At 27.4% G+C, this 23,285-nt stretch carries 21 protein-coding genes and 3 tRNA genes; 17 read left to right on the forward strand and 7 right to left on the reverse strand.

The genetic code is table 11. The features are described 5' to 3' along the window. The first annotated feature begins 2 nt into the window (after window positions 1-2). From LLF98_RS02895 to LLF98_RS02905, 3 genes are all read left to right on the forward strand, one after another. Window positions 3-77 (forward strand) — tRNA-Glu (locus LLF98_RS02895). A gap of 15 nt (window positions 78-92) precedes the next feature. Then, window positions 93-168: transfer RNA gene (locus LLF98_RS02900), tRNA-Val, on the forward strand. 6 nt (window positions 169-174) lie between these two features. Beyond that, window positions 175-251 (forward strand) — tRNA-Asp (locus tag LLF98_RS02905). Between the two features lie 294 nt (window positions 252-545). On the opposite strand, the gene LLF98_RS02910 is transcribed toward LLF98_RS02905, so the two are convergent. The 6 genes from LLF98_RS02910 to LLF98_RS02935 all read right to left on the reverse strand — a co-directional run bounded on the left by LLF98_RS02910 (window position 546) and on the right by LLF98_RS02935 (window position 6,235). Next, the gene (locus LLF98_RS02910; protein WP_291700681.1) at window positions 546-1,526 is read right to left on the reverse strand and encodes an ATP-binding protein; all 981 of its coding nucleotides are present in this window, start codon (window positions 1,524-1,526) and stop codon (window positions 546-548) included. Further along, complete coding sequence (locus tag LLF98_RS02915) at window positions 1,519-2,526, reverse strand: DnaD domain protein (protein ID WP_291700683.1); 1,008 nt, start codon at window positions 2,524-2,526, stop codon at window positions 1,519-1,521. Before LLF98_RS02915 ends, LLF98_RS02910 begins: the two co-directional genes overlap by 8 nt. Before the next feature lie 394 nt (window positions 2,527-2,920). Then, window positions 2,921-4,120, reverse strand: a complete 1,200-nt coding sequence (locus tag LLF98_RS02920; RefSeq protein ID WP_291700685.1) for a S8 family serine peptidase — start codon at window positions 4,118-4,120, stop codon at window positions 2,921-2,923. A gap of 248 nt (window positions 4,121-4,368) precedes the next feature. Beyond that, entirely contained in the window at window positions 4,369-5,184 is an 816-nt protein-coding gene (locus LLF98_RS02925) for an MBL fold metallo-hydrolase (protein WP_291700687.1), read from the reverse strand. A 17-nt stretch (window positions 5,185-5,201) separates the two neighbouring features. After that, the gene (locus LLF98_RS02930) at window positions 5,202-5,633 is read right to left on the reverse strand and encodes a DMT family transporter (protein WP_291700689.1); all 432 of its coding nucleotides are present in this window, start codon (window positions 5,631-5,633) and stop codon (window positions 5,202-5,204) included. A gap of 125 nt (window positions 5,634-5,758) precedes the next feature. Then, a complete protein-coding gene (locus LLF98_RS02935) occupies window positions 5,759-6,235 on the reverse strand; it encodes a dUTP diphosphatase (protein ID WP_291700691.1) in 477 nt (158 codons plus the stop codon). Between the two features lie 270 nt (window positions 6,236-6,505). Here LLF98_RS02935 and tnpA point away from each other — a divergent pair, with 270 nt between their 5' ends. Together tnpA and tnpB are read left to right on the forward strand one after the other, a co-directional pair. Further along, window positions 6,506-6,904 (forward strand): IS200/IS605 family transposase, encoded by a 399-nt coding sequence (gene tnpA / locus LLF98_RS02940; RefSeq protein ID WP_291700693.1) that lies wholly within the window; start codon window positions 6,506-6,508, stop codon window positions 6,902-6,904. A 9-nt stretch (window positions 6,905-6,913) separates the two neighbouring features. Beyond that, on the forward strand, window positions 6,914-8,008 hold the full coding sequence (gene tnpB / locus LLF98_RS02945) for an IS200/IS605 family element RNA-guided endonuclease TnpB (RefSeq protein ID WP_291700695.1): 1,095 nt from the start codon (window positions 6,914-6,916) through the stop codon (window positions 8,006-8,008). Between the two features lie 307 nt (window positions 8,009-8,315). Here tnpB and LLF98_RS02950 read toward each other — a convergent pair whose 3' ends face one another. After that, window positions 8,316-8,855 carry a hypothetical protein gene (locus LLF98_RS02950; RefSeq protein ID WP_291700697.1) on the reverse strand — a complete coding sequence of 180 codons (540 nt, stop codon included), beginning with the start codon at window positions 8,853-8,855 and terminating at the stop codon, window positions 8,316-8,318. Window positions 8,856-9,242: 387 nt separating this feature from the next. Here LLF98_RS02950 and LLF98_RS02955 point away from each other — a divergent pair, with 387 nt between their 5' ends. The 12 genes from LLF98_RS02955 (at window position 9,243) to LLF98_RS03010 (ending at window position 23,130) form a co-directional block, all read left to right on the forward strand. Next, the gene (locus LLF98_RS02955; RefSeq protein WP_291700698.1) at window positions 9,243-10,508 is read left to right on the forward strand and encodes a UDP-N-acetylglucosamine 1-carboxyvinyltransferase; all 1,266 of its coding nucleotides are present in this window, start codon (window positions 9,243-9,245) and stop codon (window positions 10,506-10,508) included. Window positions 10,509-10,536: 28 nt separating this feature from the next. Continuing rightward, on the forward strand, window positions 10,537-11,328 hold the full coding sequence (locus tag LLF98_RS02960) for an MBL fold metallo-hydrolase (protein ID WP_291700699.1): 792 nt from the start codon (window positions 10,537-10,539) through the stop codon (window positions 11,326-11,328). Window positions 11,329-11,403: 75 nt separating this feature from the next. Beyond that, window positions 11,404-11,907, forward strand: coding sequence for an SEC-C metal-binding domain-containing protein (locus LLF98_RS02965; protein ID WP_291700700.1), 504 nt, complete (start codon window positions 11,404-11,406; stop codon window positions 11,905-11,907). Window positions 11,908-12,278: 371 nt separating this feature from the next. Continuing rightward, window positions 12,279-14,453 (forward strand): HAMP domain-containing methyl-accepting chemotaxis protein, encoded by a 2,175-nt coding sequence (locus LLF98_RS02970; protein WP_291700701.1) that lies wholly within the window; start codon window positions 12,279-12,281, stop codon window positions 14,451-14,453. Between the two features lie 390 nt (window positions 14,454-14,843). Further along, complete coding sequence (locus tag LLF98_RS02975; RefSeq protein WP_291700702.1) at window positions 14,844-16,298, forward strand: MFS transporter; 1,455 nt, start codon at window positions 14,844-14,846, stop codon at window positions 16,296-16,298. 95 nt (window positions 16,299-16,393) lie between these two features. Next, complete coding sequence (gene rlmH, locus LLF98_RS02980) at window positions 16,394-16,873, forward strand: 23S rRNA (pseudouridine(1915)-N(3))-methyltransferase RlmH (protein ID WP_291700703.1); 480 nt, start codon at window positions 16,394-16,396, stop codon at window positions 16,871-16,873. A gap of 196 nt (window positions 16,874-17,069) precedes the next feature. Next, entirely contained in the window at window positions 17,070-17,624 is a 555-nt protein-coding gene (locus LLF98_RS02985; protein ID WP_291700704.1) for a tyrosine-type recombinase/integrase, read from the forward strand. Between the two features lie 22 nt (window positions 17,625-17,646). Then, window positions 17,647-18,717 (forward strand): DNA cytosine methyltransferase, encoded by a 1,071-nt coding sequence (locus tag LLF98_RS02990; protein WP_291700705.1) that lies wholly within the window; start codon window positions 17,647-17,649, stop codon window positions 18,715-18,717. Further along, window positions 18,710-19,768, forward strand: coding sequence for a DNA cytosine methyltransferase (locus tag LLF98_RS02995; protein WP_291700706.1), 1,059 nt, complete (start codon window positions 18,710-18,712; stop codon window positions 19,766-19,768). Before LLF98_RS02990 ends, LLF98_RS02995 begins: the two co-directional genes overlap by 8 nt. 64 nt (window positions 19,769-19,832) lie before the next feature. Continuing rightward, window positions 19,833-20,549, forward strand: a complete 717-nt coding sequence (locus LLF98_RS03000; RefSeq protein WP_291700707.1) for a hypothetical protein — start codon at window positions 19,833-19,835, stop codon at window positions 20,547-20,549. Window positions 20,550-20,561: 12 nt separating this feature from the next. Further along, a complete protein-coding gene (locus LLF98_RS03005) occupies window positions 20,562-21,716 on the forward strand; it encodes an AAA family ATPase (RefSeq protein ID WP_291700708.1) in 1,155 nt (384 codons plus the stop codon). Window positions 21,717-21,723: 7 nt separating this feature from the next. After that, window positions 21,724-23,130 (forward strand): LlaJI family restriction endonuclease, encoded by a 1,407-nt coding sequence (locus tag LLF98_RS03010; protein ID WP_291700709.1) that lies wholly within the window; start codon window positions 21,724-21,726, stop codon window positions 23,128-23,130. The last annotated feature ends 155 nt before the right edge of the window (window positions 23,131-23,285 follow it).

Raw genomic sequence — 23,285 nt, forward strand, 5'->3', positions numbered from 1 at the left:
ATGGCTCCTTGGTCAAGCGGTTAAGACACCACCCTTTCACGGTGGTAACAGGGGTTCGATTCCCCTAGGAGTCACCATTTTATTCATCTTATGGGCGCATAGCTCAGCTGGGAGAGCACCTGCCTTACAAGCAGGGGGTCACAGGTTCGAGCCCTGTTGTGCCCACCATGAGATGGCTCAGTAGCTCAGTTGGTTAGAGTGCCGGCCTGTCACGCCGGAGGTCGAGGGTTCGAGCCCCTTCTGAGTCGCCAAATAAAAACAAGTTCTAGTTTAGACTAGGACTTGTTTTTTTATTAAAAAAATAAGAAGTCTTATATATGTACATATTAAAATTATTAATTTAAGACAAGTTTTATTGGATATCCAATAAATTAATAGGTTATTCATAATGTAGAATATAAAAAATAACCTGTATTTAGAAGGCAATTAATGTAATTGAATATAAAAAGCTACAGCACATTATTGATCATTTTTGAATAGATGAATAATGTGCTGTAGCTTGTATATTAATAATTAAACAATGTACTAAAAATTAACAGAGTTATTTATCTGCTTTTGTCTAGATTTTTTTTAATTCTTATATCTTCTGAATAAAATTTACAAAGTTTAAATTCCCCAATTAATCTAGATGCAATTCTTTCACTATATTGCTTTGTTATACCAGGCAGAGTCAAATTTGTGGAGATAAGCATTTTCTTATTGGTAAGAATTCTTCTATTAATTATATTAAATAATTCAGTTATAGAAAATTCGTTAAGATGCTCAGCACCTAAATCATCTATTATTAATAAGTCGCACTCTAATAGTAGTGATTCTAATGCAGAGTCATTGTTGAATCTTATATCTCTTAAGTTACGAATTAATTCATCAGAAGTCTTGTATATTACCAAGCAGCCTATATCTAATATGGCTTTGGATATGCAATAAGATAAATAGGTTTTTCCACTACCAGGATTTCCATAAAATAATAGATTTGTATATATTTTTAAAAAGTTTGGAATATAGTCTTTCAATATATATTCTAGGTTGTTTTCCATATTTTTTCTTGGAGAAAATTTTTCTTCTCCGAGTTTATGAGTTGAAAATAAATTTAAATCAAAATTATTAAAGTTATTAAATCTTATTGCATTTTCCAATTCTGAATTTTTATAATATAAGCTAATTAATTTCTGCTTATAGCAACTACATTTAATATTACCTATAAAGCCCGTATCTTTACAATTATTGCAGTGATAGTGCAAACTTAGATATTCAGAATCATATCCTTTCTCAACGAGCATTTCACATTTTTTGACTCTTAAATCAGTAATACTCTCTTTGAAATTATCTAATATTTTTTCACTATTATTAGATTTAAGAACTGACACTGCCATCTGCAAGGATAATTTTTGTATCTTATTATCTAAATCAATAATTTCAGGATATTTTTTAGATATTTCAGTCCTTCTAAGTTTTAAAGCTCTAGTCTCATCTTCTCTAAGTTTGTCGTATATTTTTAAAATTTCAGCCTGATAGCCTTTAATCATCATTATCCCATCCTAAAAGTTTTTTTTCTAAGGAATCATAATCATACTCTCTTCCTTCAAAATTGTTGAACTTAAGAGGAGCCTTTTCATTATTATTATTATTATTATTATTATAGTTTTTTTGATACTTAGTGTTTTTAACCTTCTTAGTATCTTTAAGAGCTATATCTTCTAATGTTTTAATATTATTTTTATTCCAATTAGTAAGTATACCATCAATGTACTTAAAATCTGCTCTATTTAATCTTTCAAAACATATGTCACAGGCCTTTAATATAATTTCATTTGGAAACTTATATATAAGTAGCCATTTTTCTATTAAATCTTGTTGAGGTTTCATTATATCTGTATTAGTTATACCTAAATATGTTAATATTTTTCTTATGTTAATCCACTTATCTTCAGTTTTTGTAATTAAATTTTGCGCTTGTTCAACAGTAGTTATTTTTAGGTCATGCCAAGACAAAGCTACTTTTTCTATATACCTGGAATCACTTTTACCTTTTGATATACAGTATTCCAATAAAATTAAAATCAATTCAGAAGAGAAACCAAATTCTCTTTTCCAATTTAGGTAAACTGACATTTCATTTGGAGATAATGGTCTACCTAAAAGCATTTCAATATCTTTTAACATATCTTTAGTAGTAGTACTACCTAATGCTTCTAACAAGTCCACTTGTTTTGTAGAAGTAGTTGATTCTTCAACTAACTCCCCAAATTCTACATTATAATTCCCCATTTTATCTATTTGAGTAAGTTTTATGACTCCTTCTTCATTCCAATAGTTAAGTGCATTCATAATATCCGATTCTAATAAATTAAGTGAGGAAGCTAGTATTGATGAGCTAACTCCTAATTCGCCAGAAATATTATGCTTTAGCATCAATAAATAAATCTTTATAAATTCGCCTCTAGCTTGTGGCATATATTTCTCTATAAAAATATTACTAACAGGAGTGAACTCTAGGGATTTACCCTTTAACATGAATGTGCTCATTCTGCTTGCTACCTGCCTTTCAAAGTATTTTGAGATGTTTATTGTTAAATAAGTATGTACGATTAGTGTATGTAAATAATTATAGCATACTATAAGTAGAATAAAGTGAAATATTAAGGCATCTGAAAAATTAACTATTTAAAAGTGACTAATAAACATGAGAGTTAAGAGAGATACCCAAAATCAGAAGAATACTTATATTTGGCAATATAATGATCAAAGCTCAATGGCCAATAGTTGAGCTTTGATCGTTGAGCATTTAACATTAACAATCGGTAATTTTAAATTACCAATTTAATTTCACGTATAAGTATAACTTAGAAGCTGGACATTTATAATTATAAACTTCAATAATAAAGCATAACATTTATTATTGAAGTGTGAATTGTAATAATTAATGGATAAGTTTATCAATGTTTATGGTGCCTTCACCTTGAATTGTTTTAGATATATCTTCAACAGGTTCACAGACAACTTTTAATAATGAACGCATATCTTTAAAACTGATAGAAGGATTTTTCTCACATAATAAAGCACATAATCCGCTAATATAAGCAGTTGCAATAGATGAACCAGTAAAGGTCTTATATTGTACATCAAGTTTGCTTGGATAGAGTTTAACACCATTTTTTTCAGAAATATAGCTACTATCAGAATTTAATGAAACAACATTAACACAAGCAGCAGATAAATCAGGTTTAGATAATTTGCCATAAGGTCCGCTGGAAGAATATGAATAAGGTTTTATTATGGGGGTAACTGTATTTAATCCAGCTACAGTAATGCAATTTGGAAGAGTGGCAATTCCCATAATGGACGACCCATTATTTAAGTTGCTTCCACTAGGTACTATTGGAATTAAACCTTTTGATATAGCATAACTAAATGTCAAATCAAAACAAGAAGTAATAAATGTATTATGAGTTAAAAGTTCAAATGGTAAGCATAATATTTTTATGTTATTTTCCTTAGATATATTAGACAGACTTTCTATAGAATAGAGTATATCTGAAGCAAAACCTTTCCCAAGTTTATCAAATGCTTTATAACAAAACAATTTACTTTTACTACATATTCCTTTGTACATATTATTTGATGATAAGCCACTACTGCATAGAATTCCTGCTATAGAGGTACCATGTCCATTATCATCATAAGGATAGTTTAAGTTATTAATTAAATCCTGAAATAATGCTATTTTATTACTAGGAGAAGTTAAATCTAAATGAGGAAATATTCCACTATCTATAAGCCCAATACCAATTCCTGTACCAGATAAACCATATTTTTCAGAAAAGTGAACTTTATTAGCAGTAGTAACACTCATACCACATAAAAACAAATATTCATCTAAATAGATTTTTTTTATTTCAGGATACTCTAAAATTCTATCTATACCTCGAGAATTAAGTTCTGCACTTATAAGATTAGCAGATTCTATAATATGATGAACAGTACCTTTATATGAATTAATTTTTTTCACAACTGAAGATTGAAAATCTTTATATTGTATAAGTACTCTATAATTTTTATAGGCATTATTTGATATATAGTACTTTAAATTATAATCTAACTTCTTTTTATATGAAAACATAGATTTCTCCAAAATATTATTGCTTCAATATATTATATGAAAAATAAATTTATTGTTAATAGAAATAAAATAAAAATATAGATAATCAAAGTAAAAAATTTCAGTTATGCATATATTTTACCCAAATAAGGTATATGAATTTGTTATAGTGGCTAGAGATTTAGTTATGAGAAAAATAAAAGTGGACTTTCGTTCACTAACTTAATAATAAGCGCAATTAACCAAATCATAGATTTGGTTAATTGCGCTTAAAAACTATAAGTTTCTCCTATATCGATGATTTTTATTGCATCATCATTTAAATTTAATAATGATTCTTCAGTTTCTTCAAAATTTTCTAATGAAATTTTAAATGTTTTATAATGAATAGGAATCATTATTGGACAATTCATCATTTTAAACATTTCATAGCTTTGCTCTGGTGTACAATGCATATATGAAAACCTATCAGGCTTATAACATCCTACAGGCATCAAGGCTATATTACAATTAATATTTTTAAATTCATTTGTAAGAGCAGTATCACCTGCGAAGAATACACTTTTTTCATTTCTTTCAATTAAATAAGAAATGCTTTCGTTGTCAGGACCAATATAAAAACGTCTGCCATCATGATTGGCTTTATAAGCAGTAATTTTTACAAAATCATCTTCATATACATCTCCAGCATGTAATAAAAATACATTTTTAAATCCCAATAATTTAGTAAGAAAAACATATCCCTTTGGAACAATTATAATTGCATCTTTATTTAATTGTTTAAGTGATGAAAAATTTAAATGATCCATATGACCATGAGATAAGAGTATATAATCTACTGTTAAGTTATTTATATATATTGGCTTTTTTACCATTCTCTTGAAATATCCTAACAAACTAGAAAATACAGGGTCTGTTATGATAATTTTATCAGACAAATTAATAACTGTGGTAGCATGACCAAACCAATTAATAGAATTTTCTATAATTTCATCACATTTTACTGGTTCGCTTTTTTTAAAATATTCTTTTATATTGTTAATTGTTAATTGGAATAAAAAATTAACATTAGAAAAAAATTTCAAATTTAATCCGTCCCTTCTCAATGATTCCATTTAAATATTATAATACCTACAATCATAATAGCAATGCCTAAAAAGTGATTTAATGAAAATTTAATCTTTTCACTGTCAAATAGTCCAAAGAAATCGATAAGTGCAGCAGCAAGTAACTGAGATACTAATATAATAGCAATTCCTAAGGTTGGTCCCATTGAACTAACACTTTTCATTACAGTAAAAGTTATTATAACACCTAAAATTCCACCCAATAAATAGAGTTTATTAGCTTCCTTTAAATTTGCATAACTTCCATCACCAAAGAAGAAAAACACAATAAGGCTTATAATAAGAGCAATGACTTGAACCAATAATGTAGTTTCCCATACTCCTATTTTTTCACTGAGTCTTGTATTAAATACTCCTTGAACACTCATAGCAATTCCTGAAATTATTGCACATATTATTCCAAACATAATATCACCTCAAGAATAGTATTCCCTTAAGATTATTGACTATGCTTTATATAAAATAAAAATATCATTAGATAAGAATATTTTATATAAGGCATAGTCAAAAGTGATATATACTACATTAAAAATTAAAGTACTACTAAATTGTCTAAGTCTTTAATAAATTGATTTTGTATTTGGGATTCTGAAAACCCTAATGTTAATCCTAAACTTAGTAAGTCTTCAAATAAAGTTAAGTAGTGATCCATAGATGGGGAAACAATTAAATCATTAATATCAATATATAAGTTTAAGAATTGATCACTTAAACAGTAATCATTAGGATTCATAGATACTGCGATTAAATCTGTATATTTATGATCAATTCCGAGTGTTAAACCTTGAGAAATGCAATTTATATATTTATTGAATATTGCAGTTAAATTTACAGGTTTAGTACTTTTGGTTAAGTAATTAAAACAAAGAGTTTCATTAGCTAAAGTACCAATTAATATTTGAAATTCTAAGTTCTTGCGTACTTGCAATTTATGAGAATCTAACTCATCATTTATAGGTAAACTATCATTGTATTTCTTTTGTACTTTAAATAGTGGTTGAATATTCATAGTGATCCTCCTACATTTCTAGTAATTAATCTTATTTTACAAAATCTTTAAAGTAAATGAAAGTCTGGAAAACGAATACAAAAAAAATATTTTTTATATTTGCACAAAATTCACAATATTAAGAGATTACTTTCTAAATTTAACTAAATCTTAGAGAATTCTCCCACTTCTTATAAGTGGGAGATGAATCGCCGATAGCGAAAGCAATATTCTCCTAAAAAATAGTATAAAATTAGTTCAGTAGCTAATACTATAATTGAGGTGATTACTATGGATTTTGATAGCAATACACATTCAGTATTTAGATTAAAATATCATTTAGTTTTAGTAATAAAATATAGAAGAAAGGTTATTGATGATGAAATATCTAATAGGCTAAAAGAGATATTTGAGTATATATCACCAAAATACAAAATTGTTCTTGAAGATTGGAATCACGATATTGACCATGTTCATTTGTTATTTAGAGGTTCTCCAAATACTGAAATATCTAAATTTATAAATGCTTATAAGAGTGCTAGTAGTAGGCTTATAAAGAATGAATACCCTATAATAAGAAAACAGTTATGGAAAGAATACTTTTGGAGTAGAAGTTATTGCCTTATAACAACTGGAGGTGCTCCTATAGATATAGTTAAAAAGTATATAGAAAATCAAGGAATGAAATGAGGTGAAAATATGTTAAAAGCGTATAAATATAGGATATATCCAAATGTAGAACAGAAAATATATATTGCTAAAACCTGTGGTTGCACTAGATTCATATATAATCAAATGTTAGCTAATAGAATAGAAGTTTATGAAATTCATAAAGATGATATGACATCTAAAGAACTTAGTAAATTATATTTAACACCAGCTAAATTCAAAAAGGAATTTGAGTGGTTAAAGGAAGTTGATAGTTTAGCACTTGCTAACGCTCAATTAAACCTAGATACTGCCTATAAGAACTTTTTTAGAGATAAATCTGTTGGATTCCCTAAATTCAAAAAGAAAGGTAACAGGATTAGTTATAAGACTAATAATCAAAATGGAACTATATTTATTGAAAATGGATATATAAAAATTCCTAAATTGAAGTCTACGATTAAGATTAAACAACATAGAGCTTTTATTGGAGAGATTAAAAGTGCAACTATATCTGAAAATCCTAGTGGAGAATATTTTCTTTCTATATTAGTTGATACTGAAAACATTCAGTTGCCTAAAACAGATAAAAAAATAGGTGTGGATATGGGATTAAAGGAATTTGCAATATGTTCTGATGGATATAGAGAACCTAATCCAAAATATTTTAAAAAGTCTGAAAAAAGATTAGCTAAACTACAAAAAGACTTATCAAGAAAACAAAAAGATAGTAATAATAGAAATAAAGCTAGAGTAAAAGTTGCTAAATTGCATCAAAGAATATCAGACCAAAGAGCAGATTTGTTACATAAGTTATCAATAAAACTAATTAGAGAAAACCAATCTATAGTTATTGAGGACTTAAAAGTTAAGAATATGCAACAAAATCATAAATTAGCTAAGGCTATAAGTGAAGTTAGTTGGTCAGAATTTAGAAGAATGTTAGAATACAAAGCTGAATGGTATGGCAGAGAAATAATAGTAGCTCCATCAAACTATGCTAGCAGTCAATTATGTTCTAATTGTGGATATAAAAATATAGAAGTAAAAAATCTGGCACTTAGAGAATGGATATGTCCTAATTGTGGAATACATCATGATAGAGATATAAATGCTAGTAAAAACTTACTGAAATTAGCTATATAATTTTGGTATTATAACGAGGTTGGTTCGACCTTTTAAGCGTGGGTAAACTTGCTACAATAGTAGTATTGACCATGAAGCCTCCCACTTCAACGAAGTAAGTGGGGTGTAGTTCACTAGCAGTAAAAAATAAAAGGAAATAATAACTATGTGTAACAAGCTTAATTTATAAAAATATAAAAACAAAAAGACTGTCTCAAAAATTTTATTTCAAGACAGTCATTAACATTTAAAACATAGCTCAAAATTCATTTAATTTTTAATAAAAGTAAATTAATAAATAATACCAGAACTTTACAATAAGATATTATTAAAAGTCTCTTAATGTATATGATTTTAATGGAATGTTTTTCTTTATAGTAGGAAGTTTCCATATTTCAATGCTTTTAATTTTTAATTTAACAACATTATCTTTATTATATATTTCAGGAAAGTTTAATTTCACATCTTGTTTTTTATAATCTTTAGGAATATAACTTAAATTAGCAAGAGAAACAAAACTATCCTCAAAAGATTTAACACTAAATCCATTAAGTTCTAACATATTAAAAAGACTGCGAGAAAGTCTTTTTATATAGCCTTTGTTATCTATTTTTAAATTTATACTTTTAGTAGGATCAAACAGATATACTAAATCATTAGCATCAATTCTAAAACTTTTATATGGAGCTATAATTTTATCAACAATAGGATACAATTTATCTAAATTTGGATTTTCTATAGCTGTTAATATAATAAAAGGTGTTGGTGAATTTCTATTTGCTCTAAATTTCTTAGACATATTTCTTTGTATCGGTGATATTACTTGATAGGTTTCCTCATCAAATAATGCAACTATATAATACTTCATGATAAACCTCACAATCTAAATTAGTGTATTGCTCAAAGTTTTAATAAATTATAACACATTAAATAAAATAAAAGAATACAATAGAAGAATAATTAAATAATGAATGCAAATAATAATTATGTAATATAAGATAAATTTTTACATAATTATTATTTATATTTTAAATAACAGGATGATTTAGGAATATAATTACAATTATTCCAGGAAAAAAGTTACATTAAATACCACATATACTGAAAAAAGTAGCAATGTATTAAAAAAATATATTTAAATAAATTTTCTTTATGATATAATAATTAAAGCAGATTTTAATTATAAAATAGGTTAATCATGCAAATTACTATAAATTAAATAATATATATATTTTATATAGATAGGGTGAATTCAATGGAGAGATTAGTTCTAAACGGAGGAAACTTGCTAAAAGGCAGCGTTGAAATTAACGGAGCTAAAAATGCAGCAGTAGCAATATTGCCAGCTGCAATAATGGCAAGTAAAGGAAAATGCATAATTGATAACATACCAGATATTGAAGATGTACACTGCTTAGAAAGAATACTTAAAAGCTTAGGGTGTAAGATAGTTAAAATAGATAATAATACTTTAGAGATAGATAGTGTTGGCGTTAATAATTTTGATGCATGCATAGATGATGTCAGAAGAATGAGGGCTTCATATTATTTTATAGGAGCTTTATTATCACGATTTAAAAAGGCGAGAGTAGTTCTTCCTGGTGGATGTGCAATAGGCGTAAGACCTATTGATCAACATATAAAGGGCTTTGAAGCTTTAGGAGCAGAAGTGGTTATAGAACATGGAGCGGTTAATGTTAAGGCAGATAGATTAATAGGCGCAAATATATTTTTTGACGTAGTTTCAGTAGGTGCAACAATAAATATAATGATAGCAGCAACATTAGCAGAGGGGGTTACATCATTGGAAAATGTAGCTAAGGAACCTCATGTTGTTGATGTAGCAAACTTTCTAAATTCAATGGGTGCTGATATAAAAGGTGCAGGTACTGATATAATAAGAATCAAGGGAGTAGAAAGCTTAAAAGGTTGTTCATATAGTGTAATACCAGATCAAATTGAGGCTGGTACATTTATGATAGCAGCAGCTGCTACAGGCGGTGATGTTTATATTAGAAATGTTATACCCAAGCATTTAGAATCAATTACAGCTAAGCTTACAGAAATGGGAGCTGTAATTGAAGAAGGTGATGATTGTATTAGAGTAACTGTAAACAAACCATTAAAAGGAGTTAATATTAAAACAACTCCATATCCAGGATTTCCTACAGATATTCAACAACCAATGTCAACATTATTAAGTATTGTCCCAGGTAGAAGCTTAATTACTGAGTCTATTTGGGAAAATAGACATAAGCATATAGATGAATTAAAAAAAATGGGTGCTAATATAAAAGTTGAAGGTAGAGTTGCAATTATAGATGGTTCACAAAAGTTAACAGGTGCGGTAGTAAAGGCAACAGATTTAAGAGCTGGTGCAGCTATGGTTATAGCTGGATTAGTTGCAGAAGGTGCAACAGAAATAACTAGTATAGAGCATATAGACAGAGGATATCCGCACATAGAAAATAAGTTTAAGGCTTTAGGTGCAGATATTAAAAGAATAGACGTTGAAGAGTAATACAAATCTCATAGGGGGAAGGATTACAGTGATATTTTGTTCTTTATATAGTGGCAGTAGTGGTAATAGCATGTTTATTGCCTCAGATAAAGCTAAGATATTGATTGATGCAGGGCTCCCAGGTAAAAAAATTGATATGGCATTGCAAGAAATTAATCAAGATCCAAAAGATTTGAATGGGATTTTTATAACTCATGAGCATAGTGATCATATTAAGGGAATAGGCGTATTATCTAGAAAATATGATATTCCTATATATGCAAATGCTGATACTTGGTCTGCTATGGAGAAATCAATTGGAAAAGTAAAAGAATATAACATAAAAGTAATTGATAAAAGATCAATTACTGAAATACATGATATGAATATCAAAGCTTTCAATATTCCACATGATGCTGTGGCACCAATGGGATATACAGTAAGTGTTGGAGAAAAAAGCATAAGTGTGGCAACAGATTTTGGGACTTTTACTAGGGAGATTTATGATAACATAAAAGATTCAGAAATCATACTTCTTGAAAGTAACCATGATGTTAACATGCTTAAATTTGGACCATATCCGTATCCATTAAAAAGAAGGATACTTAGTGAGGTAGGACATTTGTCTAATGATGACTGTGGTAGTGCTATTGTTGAATTATCTAAATGTTCAGCAAAGAAAAAGATTGTTTTAGGACATTTAAGTAATACAAATAATCAACCTGATTTAGCGTATCAAACTGTTTTAAATGTATTAAATGAAAATGGAATTAAGCAAAATCAGGACATAATATTAACTATGGCAAATAGGCATAATCCTAGCAGTTATATAGAAATTTAATTAAGATTATAATGTATACATTGCAATATATATAAATATTATAGATAAAATGAAAATTTAAGGGAGGACTTAAAAATGAGTTTATATACAGAATGGACTGAAATGGTTGTTGACTATGTAAAAACTAAAGGAGAAAATGCTTTCTGGGCAGAATATAGTAAATTAGAAAAAGGAATATACAAGGAGTTATTAGCTAATCATAAAGAAGTTAAAAAGACTACGATTAATCAATTAGCTAAAGACCATAATTCTACAGTAGAATTTGCTATGGGATTTATGGATGGAATTAATGACAGTTTAAAGAATCAATATGATCTTGAAGCTATTGATGCTGATACTGAATTAGTATTTGATTTAAATTTAGAAACTTTATATTTTAATATGTTAGATGCTAAAGCTGAATATTTATATACATTACCACAATGGGAAGGAATATTCTCAGAAGAAAAGAGAGCTGAAATACAAAAGCAATTTAGAGAATCTAAAATTGTAAGAAACCTTGGTAAAGTAGGAAGAAATGATGTATGCCCATGTGGAAGTGGTAAGAAATATAAAAAGTGTTGTGGAAAAGACAAATAAAATTTAAATTTGTTAATTAAAGTATAATAAAAATCAGATTTTGTTACATATGAAATATATACTGATTAAATAAAAAAGCTCTATTCTTTGATAGAGCTTTTTCTTGTTAACAATTTTATGAAAAATAACAATTCACAAATATCAATATAATTGGTATAATTGAGTTATAATAGTAATATTTATATTCAAATCAAGTTTATACATTAAAAATACTTATTGAATAAATTGATATTACGATCTTAATAATATTATAAATAATGCTATGGTAGCACTGATAAGAAATTTCTTTAGAAATTTGTTATTAGTGTTTTTATTTTTTATAAATTTAATATTAACTTGTAAGTAATAATATTTTAGAGGAGGACTTAAATATGACTTTAAAGCTTAAGTATTTACTTAATAGGAATTTAAAGGAACATTCAGAAAAAGTTTTTGAGGGAATATCTAACGGAAGAAAAAAGGCTTTAGATAACTGGTTCAATGATAAGTGGGCTCAATTAGATAATATTAAAAATTCACTTGTAGCATTAGAGGATGACGATGATATCGTATATAACTATTTAGTGGAAGATGTAAAAAAGTATGAAGACTTTTGTGAAATATTTATTTTAGATGAAAATGGAGTAGTATCAGTTTCTTCATGTAAGGAACATATAGGATTAAATATGAGTGATTTGCCTAATTTAAAAGCTGGATTAGAAGGTAAATCATTAATGTACGGTCCATACATAGATAAGAGAACTTTGGATACTGATATAAATAATAAAAAATTTGCTGATGATGTTACATTAATGTTTTCAAGTAGATGCAAAAATCATAATGACCAAATTAGAATATTATGTTGTAGAACATTAAATGATGATATGAGTAATGTAATTCAAGATGAGGACACTCACATATATAAAGATTCTGGAGACAATTATTTATTTATGGTAAAGTCAAACAGAGGAATTAAACAAGGAACAGCAATATCTAGAAGTAGATTTGAAGATAATACTTTTACTTTAGGTGATAATCTTAAGGATGGAGTTAAAACTAGAAGTTGGGGATTAGTACAAATTAAAGAACATACTGAATTTGAAATAATATTTAATGATCCAGCAACTAATAAACTACATCAAGGAGTAGAAAATACTATTAATAATGGGGAAAATCTAGATTGCTGGCCTGGATACCCTGATTATAGACATATTATGGTTGGGGGGAAGGGAACATTAATAACTCCTCCTAATTGTGATGAAGTTTGGGGTATGATGTGTGAAGGTGATATAGACGAAATATATAATTTTCAAAGTATAAATCTAAAAATGCCAATAGCTATATCAATTATGTCAGCAATATTAATAGTAATAAATTTCATAACAACAAGATTTGCACCAGAGATGAGTATATTAACATCTGTAGGAATGTGGTTTATACTATCTATATTCACTTTAGTAATATCTAAAAAAATGGTTTCATTACCTTTAAGCAGGACGATAAATATATTACAAGACATTGCAGAAGGAGAAGGAAATTTAACAAAAAGAGTTAGAAAAATGTCATCAGATGAAATTGGAGAATTATCAAGATGGTTTAATAAATTTATAAATAATCAAATGAGTATGCTATATAGAGTGAAAAAATCAGCAAGAACTACAAAGAAATCAGTAAATATAGTTTTAAGTATAACAAATGAAGTTAAAAAAGGAATGGGAATAATAGAAAATACAGTTGTAAATTTATTAGAAAATTCTAAAGAGCAAAATTTGATATTTCAAGATACAAAAAATAAATTTTCAGAGATTACAGCATCAATTCAAGAAATGGACAGCCTTATTCTAGAAGTTTCAGGAATAATTAAAGGTACTAATGAAAATTCATTAGTAGCACAAAATGTATCAAACGAAGTTTTAAATAATATGAAGGATTTAGAAAGTACAATTAGCAGAGCAGTAGAGTCTATTAGTACTTTGCAAGGATATTCAAATGAAATAAGTGAAGTTATTAATGTAATAAGTAATATAAGTAAGCAAACTCAACTTTTAGCACTTAATGCATCAATTGAAGCAGCAAGAGCTGGTGAGAGTGGAAGAGGATTCACAGTTGTTGCAGATGAGATATCTAAATTAGCATTGGAAACAGGCGAGGCAACTAAATCAATAAGTAATGTTATTAAGCAAGTTCAAGAACAAACACAAGCTACCTTTGAATATGCAGAGGAAATAAATAGTAAAGTAAGTACGTCAACAGGAAGTGTGAAAAGTTCCATGCAATCATTTGAACAAATTAATGGTGATGTAAGTATAATTGCTGAATCTATGCAATCTATTGCGAAAATAACTTCGACACAAAGTGTAAATGTTGGAGATGTAATGAATAATGTAAGTAGCATGGCTGATAAGGTAGAACAATCAACTGAAACTAGTTCAAGTAAGAGTGAAGAATCATTGGCAATGGTTAAAAAGATACTAGGAGAAATAAGACAATTAAAGCAAGCTACTGAAGTTCTAGAATATTCATCAGATAACCTAAATGAAATGGTTGGGTCATTTAAATTAAAATAAAACACTATATATGTTATATTATCTAATTGAAATAAAGAGTACTCTATTGTAACTAAAAGAGTATTCTTTATTTTTAGTTTAGATACACACCTTAGTGTAGTAAATACTGAATATAATACAATTTAGAATGTGTATTTATCCATAGAATGAGGGGGATATGTGGATAAGCTTTAAGTTAAAAAGTGTATTTGTGGATTATATTTTGGTATTTTATGAATTATCCTATTATTTGTAAAAATAATAAAAATGTATTATAATCTACTTTAGTTTCAAGTGAAACTATATGAGTTGTAATTAAGTTAAGCTTGATATTGTTTTACAATCTTTAAATATAGATAAGGTTTTATAATTTATATAAGGATTTTATAGTGTATAGAAAGGATAAAGTTTATGGAGAAGATAGACAATCAAATACATAAAAAAAGATGGATAATATTACTTACTACTGTACTTCTAACATTTATGGCTACTCTTGATGGCAGTATAGTAAATGTAGCGTTGCCTGTTATGGCACAAAGACTTTCAGTAAGTATGGCGTCTATAGAATGGGTAGTTACTAGTTATTTAATAGTTATTGTAGGAACCATTCTTACATTTGGAAGATTAGCTGATATTATAGGAAAGACCACAGTTTTTAAATTAGGTATTATAATTTTTACAATTGGTTCACTTGCTTGTGGATTATCTAATTCATTAATAATGTTAGTTTTTTCAAGGGGATTACAAGCTATAGGTGCTGCAGGCACTATGTCTACAAGTCATGGAATTATAACTTATGTATTCCCAAATAATGAAAGAGGAAGGGCACTTGGGTTAAATGGTACATTCGTAGCACTTGGTTCAATGATAGGGCCCCCAATAGGTGGAGTTATTGTATCAATTTTTAGCTGGCAATACATTTTTTTAGTAAATGTACCTATAGGAATTTTAGCTCTTATTCTTGCAATGAAAACACTACCTAAAAGCGGTAATAATACAAATGAAAAATTAGATATAAAGGGAGCAGTTTTATTTGGATTAACTATGGTATTACTGTTTGGATCATTAACTTTTGGTAAGGAGATTGAATTTAACAACAAAATTATCATTATGTGCTTAATTATTTCACTTGTATTATTTATGTTATTTATAAAGGTTGAAAAAGGAATGAGTCAGCCCTTATTAAAACTTGAAATATTTAATAATTCACTATTTTCACTTAGCGTATTTTGTGCATTTATTTCATTTGTAGCAATGAGTTGCTCAAATATAATACTGCCATTCTACTTACAATATGTAATGAAAATGACTCCATCATCTGCAGGTGCAATAATGATGGTATCACCAATAATATTATCAGTTGTTTCACCAATGAGTGGGTACATATCAGATAGAGTAGGTTCAGAAGTTCTAACATTCCTAGGACTTATAGGAACTAGTTTAGGATTATTTTTAATATCAACTTTAACTCAATATTCCCATTTGGGCCTTCTAATTGCATTTATAGCTATAATGACAATAGGAAATGGAATGTTCCAATCACCTAATAATTCATTAGTTATGTCTACTGTAGATAAAGATAAGTTGGGGATTGCAGGAAGTATAAATGCTTTAGTAAGGAACCTAGGAATGGTTTTTGGAATATCATTATCGACAACGCTTCTATATAGTCTTATGAGTAAAAAAACAGGATACCATATTACAGGATATATAGAAGGAAGAGATGATGTTTTTGTATATGGAATGCAATATGTATATGTATCTGCAGCATTTATATGTGCTATAGGAGCTATTCTAACTGCATATAGATTATACCGAGTCAAGTCTAAAGTAAAATCTAAAGAAAAAATTAAAGAGGCAATATAATCAATGAGAACTGTAGTTAAAATAAAAAGTCTTAGCTACAGTTTTTATTTTTAGTTATAATATACTATAGAATTAAATAATTAAAGGAGAAAATAATGAATATTACTATAATAACTGTTGGTAAAATAAAGGAAAAATATTTAAAAGATGCTATAGACGAATATTCTAAAAGGTTAAGCCGATATTGCAAATTAGATATAATAGAAATTCCAGATGAAAAGACACCAGACAATGCTTCAGAAAAAGAAGAAGAAGCAATTAAAGAAAAAGAAGGCCAAGGAATATTAAGTAAAATTAAAGATAATATGTTTGTAATAGCTATGGATTTAGCCGGTAAACAATTAACTTCACAAGAATTCTCAGATTATATACATAATTTAGGGGTAGTAGGTAGTTCTAACATAGCATTTATAATAGGTGGAAGTTTAGGAATATCAAAAAGTATTTTAGCTAGAGCAAATTATAAACTGTGCTTCTCAAAGATGACATTTCCACATCAACTTTTCAGGGTGATGCTGTTGGAGCAGATTTATAGAGGGTTTAGGATAATGAAGGGTGAACCATATCATAAGTGAATGATAAATTTACTGAAATTGGATATTGAAATTAATAAAATCTTATTGCCATATATCATGAAACTCACAACAATATTAAATAAAAGTATTGTTGTGAGTTTATTTATTTTAGTAGTTAAATATTTAAGAAAAGTGTTGCGTTTTAATACAGCATATTATAAACTAATATTAGTTATGCTGTATTTGGAGATGAAATATGAATAATGTAGATGTAATAAAAGATAAGAATGATATAGAGAAAATTAAAAAGTCGCTTATAAAGGGTGAGTATAGAAATTATCTCATGTTCATCATTGGGATAAATAGTGGGCTAAGGATAACTCAAATACTCTCATTAAAATTTTCGGATTTAATAGATGAGCAAAATAATATACTAGATAAGATAAGTTTTAAAAGTATTGATTACCCGATAAATGATTGTATAAAGCAAGCAATTGAATGTTATGTAAAGTACAAAAATTTCAATTACTGTAGGAATTCATTTATATTTAAAAGTAAAAAAGGTGATAATCCTATAGAAAGAACGCAGGCATATAGAATATTGAGAAATGCGTGTAAAGATGCAGAAATAAATATAAATTTAGGTACTCATACATTAAGAAAAACTTTTGGATACCATTTTTATATGGAATATAAGGACTTGAAATATTTACAAAAATTGTTCAATCATACATCTATAAATATGACTATGAATTACATAGGAATTGAAGAAAAAGATAAAAAAATAAAATACAGTTCATTTAAATTATAACTTATAAGGATAGGTGAATTTTATGTTAAACGTAATAGATTTGTTTTGTGGATGCGGAGGGCTAAGTCTTGGATTTAAGCTAGCAGGCTACAATATAATCGGAGGCGTAGATGTAAATAAAGAAGCTATTGAAACATTTAACGCTAATTTTCCTAATGGAAAAGGAATATGTTTTGATTTATTAGCAATGGATAGTAGCCATATAGTTGAAACTTTTGGAGACTTAAAAAATATCGATGTAATTATTGGTGGACCACCATGTCAAGGGTTTTCATCAGCTAATAGATATAAAAGAGAGGAGGATGATGAAAGAAATAAATTATTCTTCGAATTTGTTAAGTTTGTAGATTTGGCAAAGCCAAAAGCAATAGTTATTGAGAATGTTAGAGGGATAGTAACAAGTAATAATGGATATGCGAAAGATAGAATTTATGAAATATTTGAGGAAAGAGGATATAAAGTTAATCATCAAATTTTAGATGCGTCTATGTATGGAGTTCCACAAAAAAGATTAAGAAATTTCTTTGTTGCTACAAAGAATGTGAAATTTGATTTTGAATTATTAAAGAAAAAACAAGAAATTGTTACTGTAAAAGAGGCAATAGGTGAGTTATATAATTTTGATAAAACTGAGAAAAATGATTTTTATAAAATTAAAACAGTGCCAAAAACAGAATATCAAAAATATTTAAGAAACAAAGAGAATATAATTTATAACCATGAAATAAAATATCCAGCTGAAATTGTTCAAAAGAGAATTTCATATGTTCCACAAGGAGGAAACTGGATGGATATTCCTGAAATCCTATTTGAAAATAATAGAAGTAATAGGCATTCATCGGCATTTAAAAGATTAAATGAAAAAGATACTTCTGTAACTATAGATACTGGCAATGCTCATAGTAATTATTTTCATCCTTTATATAATAGAATTCCAACAGTTAGAGAAGCAGCAAGGATACAGTCATTTAATGATGAGTTTATATTTAAAGGATCTAGAACAGCTCAATATAGACAAGTGGGAAATGCAGTTCCACCATTATTATCAAAGGCAATAGCAGATGCACTAAAGGAGGTACTACAGAATGAATAAGCCAAAGATATTAGATTTATTTTGTGGATGCGGAGGACTAAGTTTGGGATTTGAAAATGCTGGATTTGAAGTTGCTTTAGCATTAGATATATGGAATGATGCAGTTGAAACATATAATAAGAATCATTTTAAGCCAGTTGCATTATGTAAAGATATTCATGAGTTAGACAATAGTTATCTTAAAAATTTTGCTGAAGAAAATAATATAGTAGGTGTAATTGGTGGACCACCATGTCAAGGATATAGTACTGTAGGAACAAGAGATGTAAATGATCCAAGAAATCATTTATATTTAGAATATTGTAGAGTGGTTGAATCAGTGAGACCAAGATTTTTTGTAATAGAAAATGTTAAAGGATTATTAACCTTAAACAATGGCATGTTTAAGGATGATATAATAGATAGATTTAGTAAATTAGGATATAAAATTTCTTTTAAGGTTTTGAATGCTTCAGATTATGGAGTGCCTCAAAATAGACAAAGAGTATTTTTTGTTGGACTTAAAGACGAAGAATTTGAATTTCCAATGGAAAAAGAATTTAAAGTTTCAACTTCCGAAGCAATAAATGATTTACCATCGTTAGAATTAACAGAAGAAGATTTTGAAATATATTCATATAAAAATGACGAAATTAGTGAATATCAAAAATTAATGAGAAAAGGTAGTAATATGATTTATAATCATAATAGTACAAAACATACAGAACAAACAAAAAATATTATCTCAATGATTAACGATGGTGGAAAAATATCTGATTTACCAAAAGAATATTGGGGAGTAAGGAAATATAACAAGGCGTTTCAAAGAATGAATAGTAATGAACCTTCACATACAATTGATACAGGACATAGAAATTATTTTCATTATAAAGAAAATAGGGTACCATCAGTTAGAGAATGTGCAAGAATACAATCATTCCCAGATAAATTTGTTTTTGGTGGTTCAAAAACAAGCCAGTATAAGCAGGTTGGAAATGCAGTACCACCATTATTAGCACAAGAAATAGCTACACAAATAAAAAAATATATAAATAAAAATAAAGCGAAGTAAAGTAACTTTGCTTTATTTTTTTTATAATATATAATTATTACATAGCTGAAAAAGGGGGATTGTTATGAAGTTAAGGTTAGAAGGGTGCTCAAATGCAGGATTTAGTTTAACAGAAGTCAGAAAAGAGCAGATATTAGAACTATCAGAATGGGTTAATAATAATATTCTAAATAATGATATGACATATAAACAAATACAGAACGAAATAGAAAAAGAGTGTATACATTTAGATGGTTCAAAAGTAAGAATGTTAGTGCCATTTTTAAGAAAAATGGGATATGTTAAAAATGATGGATTTGAACAAAAAAATTCTTTCATAATACTAAAAGATTTTTTTTCTGAAGAAGGAAAGTGTTTTATTGAATATTTAAAATTAGAGAAAAAAATTGTACTAATGGAAAGAAAAGATATAAATAAAAAGATAGAAGAAGTAAATGAGTTATTTAATATTATGAATATGATAAATTTAGTATCTAATGGTGAAGAGATATACATAGAAACTTTACAATTTCTTAAGAAGTATAGAACAATGGATAAAAACGAATTTTTTTTTATGACAACATTAAAAGGTAAATATGAAGGGGAACAGTATAGACAGATGCTAGATAAGGCTATTAGAAAATACAGAGATAAAGCATTTAAAAGAATAGAGATAGTAAAACATCAGAATGCTTATAATTATGTAAAAAGTTTTTTAATCGAGGCTAATTTGGTGATACAAGAAGATAATTTGTTAAAGCTAAGTAAAAAGTATTTAACTATATTAGATACTATAGTATAAGGAGTAATTATTATGAGTTCAAATGAAAATAATTTAAATAATGCAAAAGAAACAGTGAAAAATGAGGTGTGTAATCAATTAGATATTGTAAAAAATATGCTAGAAGGAACAAGTGACAGTGAAGTAAGAGAATGGTCTGGAAAAGTAGATAAACCTCATAATAGGATAGTATTTGGAGCTCCTGGAACAGGAAAGAGTCATAGAATAAATATTGATATCAAAGAAAATAATCTAAGCAAGTTATTTAAAAGGGTGACATTTCATCCCAATTATACATATTCCCAATTTGTAGGTTCATACAAACCTATAAGTAAAATTATAAATGAGAGTGGTAGTGAAAAAGAAGTAATATCATATGAATTTGTAGCTGGACCATTTTTAACTGTATTAATAGAAGCATTGAAAGATGAAAATTCAGGAGTTCCTCATTTATTGGTTATTGAAGAAATCAATAGAGCAAATCCAGCGGCGGTTTTCGGGGATATATTTCAATTACTGGATAGGAATTATGAAGGAAGAAGTAGCTATACAATAAATATGTCTGATGAAATGAGAAAATATGTATGTGATAAATTGAATAAAAAATTAGATGAATTATATATACCGAATAATATGTATATATGGTCAACAATGAATAGTGCAGACCAAGGTGTATATCCTATGGATTCTGCATTTAAAAGAAGATGGTCTTTTGAGTATATAGGAATTGATGAAAATCAGGAACAGTTAAAAGGCAAAAGTTATGAATTCATTCAATTAAGAAATGAAAATGGCGATTACACAACTTATGAATGGAACAAAGTAAGAACAACAATTAATGAAAAACTTAAAAAGGGCAAAGTTAATGAGGACAAACTCTTAGGTCCATTTTTCTTAAGTGAATCAGAATTATTAAAGAGTAATGAAAATAATGAGCAGTTTGATAATATTTTTAAAAGTAAAGTTTTAATGTATCTGTATGAAGATATACTAAAACATAAAAAAATTGATTTTTTTATAGGGGAAATACAAACTTTATCAGATATAATGGGAGCATATGATAAAGGAAAAATTTTTAATTTTGAAATAGAAAAAGCTTCTGAGTTAACATATGAAAAAAGAGAAGAAGATAGTATAGAGAATACAAGGGTTGCAGAAGAACAAAGTCCTTTTGAATCAGAGGAGTAGTTGAATAATGATAATATTAAAAGAACTAGAGTCATATTCTGAAAGCAAATTGATGAAGGAATTCAATAGTGATAGTAATGACTTAAAAGAAATTCTTAAAATATTAGATGATAAGAAAATAACAAAGGTAAATTTAAAAAATGAAATACAATTTTGTTATGTTGGAATAGCTATAGTTAAAGATAAACCTATATTTGTTTTACCTAAGTATGTAAATTGCAATAACGAACAGGAAGAAAAACTAGAATTAAAAAATATAATTAAATTACTGAATGAATTTAGCGAAAGAGAAAAGTTAGATATAAGTGATGTAGAAAATATAGCTTTTGAACAAGAGACTTTAGAAAATAACTTAATATCCATAACCAGTTATTTATTAGATGATTATATCGAAAATGGAATATATCAAAATGAAATAGATTCAACTGAATTTAATGGTGATGGAGATATAAATTGGGATAAAACTATAGATCAAATACATCCAATTGTCATAAATAAACAGTGGTTTTATGCAGATTTAATAACAAATAGAATAATTATAGACAATGATAGATTTATTACTATGTTGCACGGTAAGGTAATAAATGAATGCATGGAATTTTTAAATAATACTGGGTTAAATGAATTTTTAAATTATGAAATAGAGGTTATCGAAAATACCATTGAGGATTTGGAAGATATAGATAGAATCGAAAGTGAAATTGATAAAGAAGTCAGCATCCAATTTAATGATAGAAAAAGAAGAGTTTTATATTCAATTAAATCATATTTAGATAAAAAAACTGGGACAAGTGATAGCAAGTTATTATTATATGGAACCAGAAATTTCAAATGGATATGGGAAGTGATATGTGGTTATGTATTTGATAATGAGTTTATAAGGCAAGGTAGTTTAAGTAAATATGAAGTATATGGAATTGAGTCACCTAAATGGTATATTGATAATAAAAATAGTATAGAGATTAATGATAAAAATGATATTGAAATGCAAAAAAATAGATTAACTCCAGATATATTGAAGTTAGTAACTAATGACCAGTTAAGATGTCTATTAATATTAGATGCAAAATACTACAATATAAGACTAAATGGTAACAGGTTGCAGGGTAATCCTGGAGTTGAAGACATAACAAAACAGTATTTATATCATTCAGCATTAACAAAATATATTAATGATAATAAAATAAATCAAGTAATAAATGCATTTTTATTTCCAACACAAAATAATACCCATGTACAAGGAGAAGTTAATTTAGATTTTATGCGAATGTATTCTAACATAGACATTAAATTGATTCAACTTAATGTAAATGAAGTTATTAGAATGTATTGCAATAATAAAAAATATAAACTTGAAGAATTTATATTAATGGTAAGCAGTTGGCACAGAGTAGAAAATAATAAGCGTATTTAATTTTGATTATAAATATATATATGTTGCAAATTGGTTTCTACATTCGGATGCATAGCCTGTCTATTGTCTGAGTAGGAACCATATTTATGTTTCTTATAAACTTTTCAATTGAATTTCTAACTTGTGGTAAAGAATGATAAAATACATTGTTAATA

It is taken from the genome of Clostridium sp. (genome assembly GCF_021372645.1).
GTDB lineage: Bacteria > Bacillota > Clostridia > Clostridiales > Clostridiaceae > Clostridium.